The organism is Streptococcus mutans (genome assembly GCF_006739205.1).
GTDB classification, from domain to species: domain Bacteria; phylum Bacillota; class Bacilli; order Lactobacillales; family Streptococcaceae; genus Streptococcus; species Streptococcus mutans.
The window spans coordinates 1,948,190-1,961,249 of record NZ_AP019720.1 but is presented as its reverse complement, the minus strand read 5'-3'; the positions used below and the strand labels follow the sequence as shown (position 1 = coordinate 1,961,249).

Genomic DNA, 13,060 nt, shown 5'->3' with positions numbered 1-13,060 from the left:
ATATTATTGTAATGACACCTTTGCTTTGACTGTTAAATGCCTTTTTATATCATAATATGACATTACAAAAACCAAAAGGAACACAAGATATTCTGCCTCAAGAGACAGTTAAATGGCAGTATGTCGAAAACATTGCGCGTAAAACTTTTAAAAAATATCATTACGGTGAAATTAGAACGCCCATGTTTGAACACTATGAGGTCATTAGTCGTTCTGTTGGTGATACGACAGATATTGTAACAAAGGAAATGTATGATTTCCATGATAAGGGAGATCGTCACATCACACTACGCCCAGAAGGAACAGCTCCTGTTGTTCGTTCTTATGTGGAAAACAAACTTTTTGCGCCCGAGGTACAAAAACCTGTTAAAGTTTTTTATATTGGTTCCATGTTTCGCTATGAGCGGCCTCAGGCAGGACGCTTACGTGAATTTCATCAGTTAGGAGTTGAATGTTTTGGCTCTAACAATCCTGCCATTGATGCAGAAACCATTGCCATGGCTTATCAGCTTTTCAACGAGCTAGGTATCAAAGATGTCACTTTGCACCTTAATAGTTTAGGAAATAAAGAGAGTCGCAAGGCTTATCGTCAGGCTTTGATTGATTATCTGATCCCTATGAAAGACAAACTGTCCAAAGATTCACAGCGCCGCTTAGAAGAAAATCCCTTGCGGGTACTAGATTCTAAAGAAAAAGAAGATAAAGAAGCTGTTGAAAATGCACCGTCTATCTTAGATTATTTGGATGATGACTCACAAGCGCATTTTCAGGGTGTACGTGATATGTTAGAGGTACTTGACATTCCTTATGTTATTGATACCAATATGGTTCGTGGTCTTGACTATTATAACCACACGATTTTTGAATTTATTACTCAAGTTGATAAAAGTGAATTAACGCTTTGCGCTGGCGGTCGGTATGACAGTCTTGTCGAATACTTTGGTGGTCCTGCGACAGCTGGATTCGGATTTGGTCTTGGTTTGGAGCGACTTTTATTGGTTATTGACAAACAAAAGATTAATCTGCCAGTAGATAACAGTTTAGATGTCTATATAGCTGTACTTGGTGCAGCTGCTAATAGTACGGCTTTAGAACTTATTCAAGCTATTCGTAAACAAGGTTTTTCGGCAGAACGTGATTATCTTGGTCGTAAAATTAAAGCACAATTTAAATCGGCAGATGTTTTTAAAACGAAATTGATCATGACTTTAGGTGAGAGTGAAGTTGAAACTGGACAAGTTGCAGTTAAAAATAACTTCACACGACAAGAAATTGCTGTTAGTTTTGAGGAAATTAAAACAGATTTTGCTAGTGTTTTTAAACAATTAGGTTCAGACAGACCATAGAGCAATCCTGCTTAACCTTAAAAAGGCAGCTAAGGCTGGAAATATAATGTTGATAAACTCTTAAACTTGCTGTTGTGTCAGTATTTTTAAGAGTTTTTATTTTAGCTGGTTAAAAAGCTTGAAATCCTTTAATTATGCTTACTATTTTTCAGTGAAGCCACTTTTATTTAACGGTTTTTGTGCTAAAATAGATAGGGAAATAAAGTTAGAGAAAGGGAGTTATTATGAAACGTTCTATGTATGCTGGTGCTGTGCGTTCAGAACACATCGGACAAGAGTTAACCCTTAAAGGCTGGGTGGCTCGCCGGCGTGATTTAGGAGGTCTTATTTTTATTGATTTGCGCGATCGCGAAGGCATTGTGCAACTAGTCATTAATCCTAAAACTGCCAGTAATACTGTTGTTAAAAGTGCTGAAAGCTTGCGGAGTGAGTATGTTATCGAAGTGACAGGGATGATTGTGGAGCGTGATCAAGCTAATGATAATTTACCAACGGGTTGCGTCGAAATGCAGGTGACGCAGTTAACGATTTTAAATGCTTCACAAACACCGCCCTTTGAAATTAAGGATAAAATTGAGGTCAATGATGACACACGTTTGCGTTATCGTTACCTCGATCTTCGTCGTCCAGAAATGCTGAAAAATTTTAAGTTACGTGCTAAGGTCACACATGTTATCCGCAATTATCTGGATGATTTGGATTTCATAGATGTTGAGACACCTATGCTTGCCAAGTCAACACCAGAAGGAGCACGTGATTATTTAGTACCAAGCCGTATGAGTCGAGGGCATTTTTATGCTCTTCCTCAAAGTCCGCAGATTACCAAACAGCTTTTAATGAATGCAGGTTTTGATCGTTATTACCAAATTGTCAAATGTTTTCGTGATGAAGACTTACGTGGAGACCGTCAACCTGAATTTACACAAGTTGATTTGGAAACTTCCTTTTTATCTGAACAAGAAATTCAAGAAATCACAGAAAGATTGATTGCATGTGTCATGAAGGAAGTCAAGGGCATAGAGTTGCAATTACCACTTCCCCAAATATCTTATGATACAGCAATGAACAATTATGGTTCTGATAAACCGGATACTCGCTTTGAAATGACTTTACAGGACTTGACAGATCTTGTAAAGAATATTGATTTCAAAGTATTCTCACAGGCTCCTGCTGTAAAAGCTATTGTTGCTAAAAATGCTGCAAATAGCTATTCTCGCAAAGCAATTGATAAGTTGACAGATATTGTAAAGCCATTTGGTGCAAAGGGTCTTGCTTGGGTTAAATATAATGATGGCAAAATAGGTGGTCCTATTGCTAAGTTTTTGACAACTATTGAAGATGAGTTGATAGAACGTTTACAGCTTGAAGCAAATGATTTAGTGTTTTTTGTAGCAGATGATCTTGAAATAGCAAATGGTAGTCTTGGTGCTCTGCGTAACCACTTGGCAAAAGAACTAAACCTTATAGACCATTCGAAATTTAATTTCTTATGGGTTGTGGATTGGCCAATGTTTGAATGGTCTGAGGAAGAAAATCGCTATACAAGTGCTCACCATCCTTTCACTTTACCGCAAGAAGATACGGTTGCTGAACTTGAAGGTGATCTCAGCAAGGTTCGTGCTGTTGCATATGACATTGTTCTTAATGGTTATGAGCTTGGCGGGGGTAGTCTTCGTATCAATCAGAGAGAGACACAAGAACGTATGTTCAAGGCGCTTGGATTTACAAAAGAAAGCGCTCAAAAACAATTTGGCTTTTTACTGGAAGCTATGGATTATGGTTTTCCGCCTCATGGAGGACTAGCGCTTGGATTGGATCGATTTGTTATGCTTTTAGCAGGAAAAGAGAATATTCGTGAAGTGATTGCCTTTCCTAAGAATAATAAAGCTTCAGATCCAATGACACAAGCCCCAAGTTTAGTTTCTGATAAACAACTTGATGAGCTTTATTTGCAAGTAAACAAGAATGCAGTAAAGAACAATGAACAAGAATAAATTTACCCTCATTTTTAAGCATCGTATAAAGAATTTAGCGAAACGCTATCAGGTCATTAATGTCCTGTCCTCTATTTCAAGAGAGAAATATGGCGAGCGTATTTCTGGCTCTATTATTTATGCTTTGTTGTCATCTATTGCTGTTAATTTTTTCTTTCAGCCTGGGAATGTCTATGCCAGTGGTGCCACAGGTTTAGCTCAGATTGTCTCGACTCTGTCTGTTAAGTATTTTGGATTGGCTATTCCTGTTTCAGTAACTTTTTATGCTATCAATATACCCCTTTTGATTATAGCTTGGTATATGATTGGTCATAAATTTACTGTTTTTACTTTTATTACAGTAACTTTGAGCTCTCTCTTTATTCAGTTCATTCCTCAAATGACCTTAACACCCGATCCGATGATGAATGCCATTTTTGGTGGTTTGGTTATGGGAACGGGAATAGGTTTTGCCCTTCGCAATAATGTGTCTAGTGGTGGTACTGATATTATCAGTCTTTTGGTTCGTAAGAAAACAGGCCGTAAAGTTGGTACAGTTTCTCTGATTGTCAATATTTTGATTATGATAATTGCAGGAATGACTTTTGGTTGGCAGTATGCTCTTTATTCTATGGTGACCATTTTTGTATCCAGTCAGATGACTGATGCTGTTTTTGTTAAACAAAAGAAAATGCAGGCAATGATTGTCACTAGCAGGCCTGATCGAGTTATTCGGATGATTCATCATAAATTACACCGTGGTGTTACCATTATCAATGATGCTGAAGGAACTTACAATCATGAACATAAAGCTATTCTTGTTACTATTATCACACGTGCTGAATTTAATGACTTCAAATATATTATGAAGAAGACTGATAAAAATGCTTTTGTTTCTGTAGCAGATAATGTTAATATTATTGGCCGTTTTGTTGAAGAAGATTAAATATTAATGTCGATAATTTAAGGAGATACAATGAAAATAGATTATACTCTTCGTCTAAAAAATTTTATTTTTATTGCCTTAGGTGTAGCCATTTATGCTTTTGGTTTTGTCAATTTTAATATGACAAATCATATTGCTGAGGGAGGTATGGCCGGTTTAACTTTAGTTTTTCATGCCCTCTTTGGTATCAATCCAACTTATACTGGCTATCTATTTAACTTGCCTTTACTGTTGTTTGGAATTTATTTTTTTGGTCGCAAAATGATGGTTTACACCATTTATGGAACAACGTTGATGTATTTTTTTGTCTATATCTTTCAAAAAATCCCTCTTTATATTGATTTACAGCATGATTATCTAGTCGTCGCTTTAGTGGCTGGTATCTGTGCAGGTATTGGTAATGGAATTGTTTTTCGTTATGGGGGGACTACCGGCGGTTCAGATATTATTGCTCGTGTTATGGAGGATAAGTATGGTATTCAATTGGGTCAGGCTTTATTAATTTTTGATATTTTTGTTATGCTCTTATCTTTGACTTATGTCTCCATTCCTCAAATGATGTATGCTCTGATTGCTAGCTTTATGTTCAGTCAAGTGGTTATTTTAGTCCAAAATGGTGGCTATTCTGTTCGAGGAGTCTTGATCATTACTGATAAGCATGAAGAAGTGGCTGAAGCCATTCTTGAAGAACTCAATCGAGGCGCTACTTATTTAAAAGGTCAAGGTGCTTATTCAGGTAAAGAAAAAAATGTTCTATATGTTGCTTTAAATCCTACAGATGTTAGGTTATTAAAGGAAATGATGGAAAAACTTGATCCAGATGCCTTCATTTCGATTTTAAATGTTGAAGAAATTATTAGTCCTGACTTTATTGTTAGTAAGCGTGAACGCAAACTAGCCTATAAATAGAAAAAATAAGCTGTTGGAATATATATTCCAACAGCTTATTATAATGCTTACATTTCATTAGGTGCCTCAACACCCAGAAGGGCTAAGGCTTCTTTGAGAACAGTTGCGGTGGCATAACTAAGTGCAAGACGACTGTCACGTTCAGGGCTATCATCAAGAATGCGTGTGTGTGCATAATATTTGTTAAAGCTTTGTGCTAAGTGAATAGCAAATCTAGCGATAAGGGAGGGCTCAAAATTATCAGCTGCTTTAACGATGGTATTTGGAAAATCCTGAATGAGTTTAATAATCTCCCAACTTTCAGTGTCATTTAACTGATAGTTTTCTGCTGCCTGAGGCTGAAAATCAGCTTTTCTAAGGATAGATTGAATACGGGCATGAGCATATTGAACATAAGGACCTGTTTCGCCTTCAAAAGAGACCATAGCTTCAAGATCAAAATCATAGCCATTTGTTCGGTCTGTTTTAAGGTCATAGAATTTTATCGCTCCTACACCAACAGCATGGGCAACGGCTTCTTTATTAACTAAATCAGGGTTTTTAGTATCAATTTGCGCTAAAGAGCGTTTGACAGCTTCGGCAATTGTTGGCTCAAGTAAGATAACATTTCCTTTGCGGGTGGATAATTTTTGACCATTTTTAGTAACAAGGCCAAAAGAGACATGCTGGATATCTTTACTCCAAGCATAGCCCATTTCAGCTAATACAGCTTTTAATTGCTTGAAATGAGCAGTTTGTTCCTGACCGACAACATAGATAGCTTTAGCAAAGTCATAGGTACGTTTGCGATAAATGGCTGCTGCCAAATCGCGGGTAATATAGAGAGTAGCACCATCAGATTTCTTAATAAGAGCAGGGTGTTCAATGCCGTATTTTTCAAGGTTAACAACTTGAGCTCCTTTAGATTCTTCTAAAAGTCCCTTCTCGGCTAGTAATTGGACAACCTCTTCCATTTTATCATTGTAAAAAGCTTCACCATTGTAGCTATCAAAATCTATACCAAGCTCAGCATAAAGACGATTGAATTCCATTAAGCTTTCATCGCGGAACCATTGCCAAAGTGCAAGGGCTTCCTCATCATTGTTTTCGAGTTTACGGAACCATTCGCGAGCTTCTTCATCAAGTTCTGGATGGTTTTTAGTTTCAGCATTAATCCGAACATAGAGCTTTAAAAGTTCATCAATAGGATGGGATCTAACTGCTTCTTCACTGCCCCATTTTTTATAGGCAACAATAAGCATGCCAAACTGTTTGCCCCAGTCACCCAAGTGATTGATTTTAACGGTCTCATAGCCTAATTTTTGGAAAATATTAGATAAAGCATCGCCGATAACAGTGGAGCGTAGATGTCCAATAGAAAAAGGTTTAGCAATATTAGGACTAGAAAGATCAATAACAATATTGCGGCCTTGACCAATGGCTGCTTGAGCGTAATCTTCCCTTTTTTTAATGACTTCTTTTAATACTTGAGCTGAGATTTCTGACTTATTAAGAAAAAAATTAATATAAGGGCCGACAGCTTCGACCTTCTCAAAATAGCTATTATTAATTTGACCGACAAGTTCACTGGCAATGATTTGCGGAGCTTTGCGCATCGTTTTAGCTAAACTAAATGTTGGAAAAGCTAAATCTCCCATACTAGATTTCTTGGGTTTTTCCAGTAAATTTAAAATAGTTTCCTGCTCTAAAGCAGGAACGATTGCTGCAATTTCTTTTGCAATTAATCTGTTATGATTCATTTTTGTTTCTCCTAAATATAATTAATAAAGTGTTTATGGTATGAGTTGAAAATTTTAGATAATGAGTAAACAGGTTATTATAAAAATAGCTTAATAAATTTTATTCATTGCTGAAAAAGAACGGAGGAGTATACTGGCATAGATGGTCAAAACATTTAAGTGCTGTTTCCTTATCTTTACAAATAATAAGACAGGTATCATCACCACAAACTGTTGCTGTAATTTCAACTAACTGCATGGAATCTAGTATTGAGCCAAATGATTGGGTTAGACCCGGCAGTGTTTTCAATATCACTTGGTTTTGGACAGGCTTTAACATAACTAAAGCATCTTCCATATAAAATCGCAGCCTTTCTTCCCAATGGGTTGGAGAAATTTTATGAACCTTATATTGGGAGTGCTTGCCGGATGTTTTAATTAAATGTAACTCTTTAATATCTCTTGAAAGTGTAGCCTGTGTGACTACGACTCCATTTTTTAAGAGTTCAGATTGTCATTTTTGTTAAGTATTAATCTTTTTTTCAGAGATTAAAGAGAGAATTAATTTATGTCGGACTTCTTTTTTATTCAATTAATTCTGCCTCCTTATGTCATAAAACAGCCACTCCATTTTATTATATCATACAATATTGAATTGTTAAGACAAATATTGGCAATCTGTTAACCCACAGAAAAAGGATAGGTTTTTAATTTGCTCACGCTTAAAAACAAGTTATAATAAAGAAAAAGGAGATTGTTTTATATGCCAAAATTTATTGTTTCAGATTCATTTTGAGAATTGTTTCCACAAGCTAAAATTGGTATTGTCTTATTAAAAAAATTTCAATCTCAGAAACGATCACCAAAACCTATTATCGAATTACTTAAGGAAAGTAGTGAGCTGGCTAAGACTTACCTCGTTGAAGGTAACTTTAGTGATAATGTGGAAATACAGGTTTATAGAAAAGCTTATCAAAGATTTAAAACTAAAAAGAGCATATTCGAGTATTGAAGCATTACTAAAACGGGTCAGCAACAACAAACTGATAGGCAGTATAAATCCTTTAGTAGATATTTATAACGCTGCAAGTTTACTTACTAGTTGGAGCGGAGGACAGTGAACCTTTTGAAGTTGATTTGAGATTAGAAATGACAGAAGGTGGGGATAATTTTATTTAATTGAGAACTCGAGAAACTCTCTACTCTAGCTGGTGAATTATGCTATAGAGATGATAAAGGTGCTGTTTGTAGATATCTTAATTGGAGAGATGGCGAACGCATCATGATTATAATAAAACTAAAAATGCGTTTATTGTTATTGAATTATTGGATAGTGAGAAAATAACAGGTTTGCAGTCTGTATTAGATTTTATTGAGAATAACCGCTCAGAAATATTCAAAGGGTAGCAGCAACCAAACGATACTGGATAAAGTGCATCCATATTTAATGATTAATTAATAATAAGCTTGATAACAACGATAAGGAGAGTGATAAGATGTTAATATCTAAAAATGATTACCAAATGTTGCGAAATTTATAGTATTTTCAGTATTTGTCTATAGATCGCTTTGACCAATTAATGGAAGTGACGCGTTTAAGAAAAGCACCTAAAAATCATATTTTATTTTTTAAAGGAGATAATCGATATAGATTATCTGGTTATGTGAAGTTAGAAGATACGGATAGCTCCGGTTCTTTTTTATATACTGATTATATGAAGCATAATACAATGTTTCCATATGGCGGTATGTTTTTAAAAAAAATTTATGATTTTTCAGTAAGAGCTATTACTGATATTGAATACTTTTATATTCCTGTTGATTTATATGAGTCCTTTGTGGCTACTAACAGCGCACAAATAAAAATTTTATGTCAAAAGCTGTCGCGCTTATTAAGGCTTCACGAAATCCGTTTAAGAAATGTCGTCACTTCAAGGCACCAAAACATTCGGAGAAACCTTTCATGCGTTTGCCGTGTTTTGTTTATCTTATCAGTAGAACTATGTTAAAGAATTATGTTATAATGGACTAAATCATACTTATAGAGTTGAGAATATTTAGATTGTCAGAGTAAAAAGCTGTTCTGAAAGTAATATACCCTTTACGTTTTTCAATTATCTAATAGTTAAATCACTCATACAGCTTCGTATTGTGATCAAGCTAGGACATCTCATTGAGATATCATCAATAGGATAGTACCAGATACATTTTAAAGCAACATATCACATATTTTAAAGTATAAAAATCAATTGGGCTCTTATTTAAGAGTGCTTGATAATGTAAGTGGTTCATTTAGATGATTTCTGCATTTTTTCACTTGCAGTATAAGCTAAATGAACTTTTTTGTTAAAAAGAAATCATCATATTATTGAAGTATAGTATAAAAAATATATGTAGGAATTGTTATGAATAAATTATCACGTCAAAATAAAATAAAACAAATCATACGCTCAAAACATATAGGTACTCAAGAAGAATTGAAGCATCAACTTGAATTAGAAAAAGTTTTTGTTACTCAGGCGACATTATCACGAGATATGCGAGAATTAGGTCTTTTTAAATCACGTGATAAAGAAGGATACCTATATTATGAAATACCAGAAAATGGTTCGACTATTTTTACGCCTGCTGCGCTTTATTATATTAAGAAGGTTTTCCGAACAGATGCGCTTTTAGTTTTTCATACCAACTTGGGAGAGGCAGATGTTTTGGCAAATTTGATTGATTCGGAGTCTCATTCTGAAATTCTTGGAACTGTTGCTGGTGCAGATACCCTTTTGGTTATTTGTAAAAATGAAGAAATTGCCAGCCAGTTAGAAAGCGATGTTCTTTCAAACTTATGAGCCCATTTGAAGAAGCCTTAAATCAGTTAATAGAGCTTTTGCAGGAACATGACAGTGTGCAAGCTTTTCAAGCTGTTGAAAAAAAGATTAAAGCCTTACCGGAGTTAAAGAAAGTAGCACATGATATGAAAGGCTATCAACAAGACGCTGTTCTTTTTCAAAGGATTGAAAAAAGTAAAGCTCAAAAAGAAGCTGATCAAAAGGCGCAAAAAATGGGAGAGAGTTTGGATAAGCTTCCCATTGTCCAAGATTATCGAGCCAAAATGCAGGATGCCAGCGATCTTTTACAATATGTAACCAAGACTCTAGAAGAGAAAATAAATGAGGAGTTAGGAAATGACTAAGGAAAAACTCTCTCCAGGAATGCAGCAGTATTTGGATATCAAAAAAGACTATCCAGATGCTTTTTTGCTTTTCCGCATGGGAGATTTTTATGAACTATTTTATGATGATGCTATCAAGGCCGCTCAAATTTTAGAAATTAGCTTAACAAGTCGTAATAAAAATGCTGACAATCCTATTCCGATGGCTGGTGTCCCTTATCATTCAGCTCAACAGTATATTGATGTTTTGATTGATTTGGGTTATAAGGTTGCCATTGCTGAGCAGATGGAAGACCCTAAAAAAGCTGTTGGCGTTGTCAAACGTGAAGTGGTTCAAGTGATTACCCCGGGTACTGTTGTTGATTCAACTAAGCCAGACAGTGCTAATAATTTTTTAGTCTCTCTGGATACTGATGGCAGTCAGTTTGGCCTTTCTTACATGGATTTATCTACTGGGGAATTTTATGCGACAACATTAGCAGATTTGCCAGCAGTGAGAAGCGAAGTCCTCAATCTCAAGGCGCGTGAATTAGTTATTGGTTTTGAACTGAGTGAGAATGAAGAACAGCTTTTTCGTAAGCAGATGAACCTGCTCTTATCTTTTGAAAAAACTGTCTATGACGATGTACATTTATTGGATGATCAATTAAAAGCAATAGAACTTGCTGCAGCTGGCAAACTCTTGCAATATGTTCATAACACACAAAAACGTGAGTTGAGTCATTTGCAAAAGTTGGTGCATTATGAAATTAAAGATTACTTGCAGATGGCTTATGCTACAAAATCTAGCTTGGATCTGTTAGAAAATGCCAGAAGCGGGAAAAAACATGGCAGTCTCTACTGGCTTTTAGATGAGACAAAAACAGCTATGGGGACACGCCTTTTGCGAACTTGGATTGATCGTCCTTTGGTCAGTTCAAGCCTTATCAGTGAACGTCAAGATATTATTCAGACTTTTCTAGATCACTTTTTTGAGCGCAGTGATCTTAGTGACAGCTTAAAAGGTGTTTATGATATTGAACGTTTGGCCAGCCGTGTTTCATTTGGGAAGGCCAATCCTAAGGATTTATTGCAATTGGGTCAGACCTTAAGTCAAGTTCCTGTCATTAAGACTATTCTTGAAAGTTTTGCCAGTTCTAGTTTGGAAAGCCTAATTAATCAAATTGATACTCTTCCAGAATTGGAAGCATTGATTCGTTCGGCTATTGACTCTAATGCACCTATAACTATTACAGAAGGCGGTATGATTCGAGAGGGGTTTGATGAAACTTTAGATAAGTATCGAACGGTAATGCGCGAAGGGACGAGTTGGATTGCTGACATTGAGACTAAGGAACGTCAGAAAAGCGGCATCTCAACCTTGAAGATTGATTATAACAAAAAAGACGGTTATTATTTCCATGTCACCAACTCTAATTTGTCTTTAGTACCAGATTACTTCTTTAGAAAGGCAACGCTTAAAAATTCTGAGCGCTTTGGGACATCAGAGCTTGCAAAAATTGAAGGTGAAATGTTAGAAGCGCGTGAAGAATCAGCCAATTTAGAATATGATATTTTCATGCGTATCAGATCACAGGTTGAATCTTATATTGAGCGTCTTCAAAATCTGGCCAAGAGTCTAGCAACTGTTGATGTTTTGCAAAGTTTAGCAGTAGTAGCTGAGAATAATCATTATGTCAGACCTTCTTTTAATCATCAGCAGGAAATCAGTATTGAAAATGGTCGCCATGCTGTTGTTGAGAAGGTTATGGGAAGCCAAGAATATATTCCCAATACTATCAATTTTGACCAAAAGACTAGTATTCAACTGATTACTGGACCTAATATGAGCGGTAAGTCAACTTACATGCGGCAATTAGCTCTGACAGTTATTATGGCTCAATTAGGTTCTTTTGTAGCAGCTGATTCAGCTGATTTGCCGATTTTTGATGCTATTTTTACACGTATTGGTGCTGCAGATGATTTAATTTCAGGGCAGTCTACCTTTATGGTAGAGATGATGGAAGCCAATCATGCTATCAAGGCAGCGACACCTAATTCACTCATTTTATTTGATGAATTAGGACGTGGTACAGCAACTTATGATGGTATGGCTTTAGCACAGGCTATTATTGAGTATATTCATAATAAAGTTGGGGCTAAAACGCTATTTGCTACCCATTATCATGAGTTGACAGACTTGTCAACTAGATTGACAAGTCTTGTCAATGTACATGTTGCTACTCTTGAAAAAGATGGAGAGGTCACTTTTCTTCATAAAATTGCTGATGGACCAGCTGATAAATCTTATGGAATCCATGTTGCTAAAATTGCCGGCTTGCCTAAAGATTTACTTAATCGAGCTGATCACATATTAGTTGATTTAGAAAAAATGAGTGCAGCTGTCTCAGTCAATCTTAAAAACGAGACCAAAGAAAGCCAACCTGTGGAAGAGCAGTTGTCACTTTTTGCTATTGATAATAATTATGAAGAATTAATCAAAAAATTGAAACAGTTGGACCTTACCAATTTAACACCAAGAGAATCCATGAATGCCTTATTTGATTTGAAGGAACTATTATAAATGGCTCGTGTCAACTGTAGTGGGTGACTTATAGTGACAGTCAAAAGAGGACCTCTTAGTCTTCTCTTTTGTGATGTTCAAAATGAGGAAAATTCGTTTTTTAAAATTGTCCAAGTTCCTAAATCCAAAGGCATTGGCTTTGATATCTTTGATGAGCTTGTTGGTTGCTTCAAGTCTGGCATTTGAATAGGAAAGCTGGATGGTGTTGATGAGGTGTTTCTTGTAACGAAGAAAGGTGTTCAGAGTCGTTCTGAAGGTCTGATTGAGATGTGGCTATTATCGACAAGTTTTTAAAAAGCTGTCACACAAGCCTCATAGAATTCCGCAGACAAGCATCGATTTGAATGGTACAACGAGCACTCCAATCGGCCAACTTAGAAAATAGATTTAGGACTTTTGAAACCTTTCCGAGGAAAACTTGACACAAACAGAGTAATCT

The 13,060-nt window shown here is 35.9% G+C and carries 10 protein-coding genes and 2 pseudogenes; 9 read left to right on the top strand and 3 right to left on the bottom strand.

The features are described from left to right. Positions 1-56: 56 nt before the first annotated feature. The 4 genes from hisS to FNL60_RS10005 all read left to right on the top strand — a co-directional run bounded on the left by hisS (position 57) and on the right by FNL60_RS10005 (position 5,174). Positions 57-1,346: a histidine--tRNA ligase gene (hisS, locus tag FNL60_RS10020; RefSeq protein ID WP_002267709.1), complete on the top strand. Its 1,290-nt coding sequence runs from the start codon at positions 57-59 to the stop codon at positions 1,344-1,346. Between the two features lie 224 nt (positions 1,347-1,570). Further along, a complete protein-coding gene (gene aspS, locus FNL60_RS10015) occupies positions 1,571-3,340 on the top strand; it encodes an aspartate--tRNA ligase (RefSeq protein ID WP_002264214.1) in 1,770 nt (589 codons plus the stop codon). Further along, the gene (locus tag FNL60_RS10010; RefSeq protein WP_002264213.1) at positions 3,327-4,265 is read left to right on the top strand and encodes a YitT family protein; all 939 of its coding nucleotides are present in this window, start codon (positions 3,327-3,329) and stop codon (positions 4,263-4,265) included. The genes aspS and FNL60_RS10010 overlap by 14 nt, the downstream gene beginning before the upstream one ends. Positions 4,266-4,295: 30 nt before the next feature. Then, positions 4,296-5,174 (top strand): YitT family protein, encoded by an 879-nt coding sequence (locus FNL60_RS10005; RefSeq protein ID WP_002264212.1) that lies wholly within the window; start codon positions 4,296-4,298, stop codon positions 5,172-5,174. Positions 5,175-5,221: 47 nt separating this feature from the next. On the opposite strand, the gene argS is transcribed toward FNL60_RS10005, so the two are convergent. Continuing rightward, positions 5,222-6,913, bottom strand: coding sequence for an arginine--tRNA ligase (argS, locus tag FNL60_RS10000; RefSeq protein WP_002264535.1), 1,692 nt, complete (start codon positions 6,911-6,913; stop codon positions 5,222-5,224). 100 nt (positions 6,914-7,013) lie between these two features. Further along, a pseudogene (locus tag FNL60_RS09995) lies at positions 7,014-7,484 on the bottom strand (arginine repressor). 304 nt (positions 7,485-7,788) lie between these two features. Here FNL60_RS09995 and FNL60_RS10425 point away from each other — a divergent pair. The 5 genes from FNL60_RS10425 to mutS all read left to right on the top strand — a co-directional run bounded on the left by FNL60_RS10425 (position 7,789) and on the right by mutS (position 12,621). Beyond that, on the top strand, positions 7,789-8,013 hold the full coding sequence (locus FNL60_RS10425; protein WP_002266969.1) for a hypothetical protein: 225 nt from the start codon (positions 7,789-7,791) through the stop codon (positions 8,011-8,013). 432 nt (positions 8,014-8,445) lie between these two features. After that, positions 8,446-8,901 (top strand): cyclic nucleotide-binding domain-containing protein, encoded by a 456-nt coding sequence (locus FNL60_RS09985; protein WP_226705521.1) that lies wholly within the window; start codon positions 8,446-8,448, stop codon positions 8,899-8,901. A 396-nt stretch (positions 8,902-9,297) separates the two neighbouring features. Continuing rightward, complete coding sequence (argR, locus tag FNL60_RS09980) at positions 9,298-9,735, top strand: arginine repressor (protein ID WP_002262400.1); 438 nt, start codon at positions 9,298-9,300, stop codon at positions 9,733-9,735. After that, positions 9,732-10,079, top strand: coding sequence for a YlbF family regulator (locus FNL60_RS09975; RefSeq protein WP_002264540.1), 348 nt, complete (start codon positions 9,732-9,734; stop codon positions 10,077-10,079). Before argR ends, FNL60_RS09975 begins: the two co-directional genes overlap by 4 nt. Next, a complete protein-coding gene (gene mutS / locus FNL60_RS09970; RefSeq protein WP_002268464.1) occupies positions 10,072-12,621 on the top strand; it encodes a DNA mismatch repair protein MutS in 2,550 nt (849 codons plus the stop codon). The genes FNL60_RS09975 and mutS overlap by 8 nt, the downstream gene beginning before the upstream one ends. On the opposite strand, the pseudogene FNL60_RS09965 reads toward mutS, so the two are convergent. Continuing rightward, positions 12,616-12,894: pseudogene (locus tag FNL60_RS09965) on the bottom strand (transposase); the annotation flags it as partial. The gene mutS and the pseudogene FNL60_RS09965 overlap by 6 nt on opposite strands. Positions 12,895-13,060: the final 166 nt, after the last annotated feature.

Excerpts from the sequence above, each read along its gene's own strand:
- argR (WP_002262400.1), top strand. The coding sequence starts at position 9,298 with ATGAATAAATTATCACGTCAAAATAAAATAAAACAAATCATACGCTCA.
- aspS (WP_002264214.1), top strand. The coding sequence starts at position 1,571 with ATGAAACGTTCTATGTATGCTGGTGCTGTGCGTTCAGAACACATCGGA.
- FNL60_RS09975 (WP_002264540.1), top strand. The coding sequence starts at position 9,732 with ATGAGCCCATTTGAAGAAGCCTTAAATCAGTTAATAGAGCTTTTGCAG.
- argS (WP_002264535.1), bottom strand. The coding sequence starts at position 6,913 with ATGAATCATAACAGATTAATTGCAAAAGAAATTGCAGCAATCGTTCCT.
- FNL60_RS10010 (WP_002264213.1), top strand. The coding sequence starts at position 3,327 with ATGAACAAGAATAAATTTACCCTCATTTTTAAGCATCGTATAAAGAAT.
- FNL60_RS10005 (WP_002264212.1), top strand. The coding sequence starts at position 4,296 with ATGAAAATAGATTATACTCTTCGTCTAAAAAATTTTATTTTTATTGCC.
- hisS (WP_002267709.1), top strand. The coding sequence starts at position 57 with ATGACATTACAAAAACCAAAAGGAACACAAGATATTCTGCCTCAAGAG.
- mutS (WP_002268464.1), top strand. The coding sequence starts at position 10,072 with ATGACTAAGGAAAAACTCTCTCCAGGAATGCAGCAGTATTTGGATATC.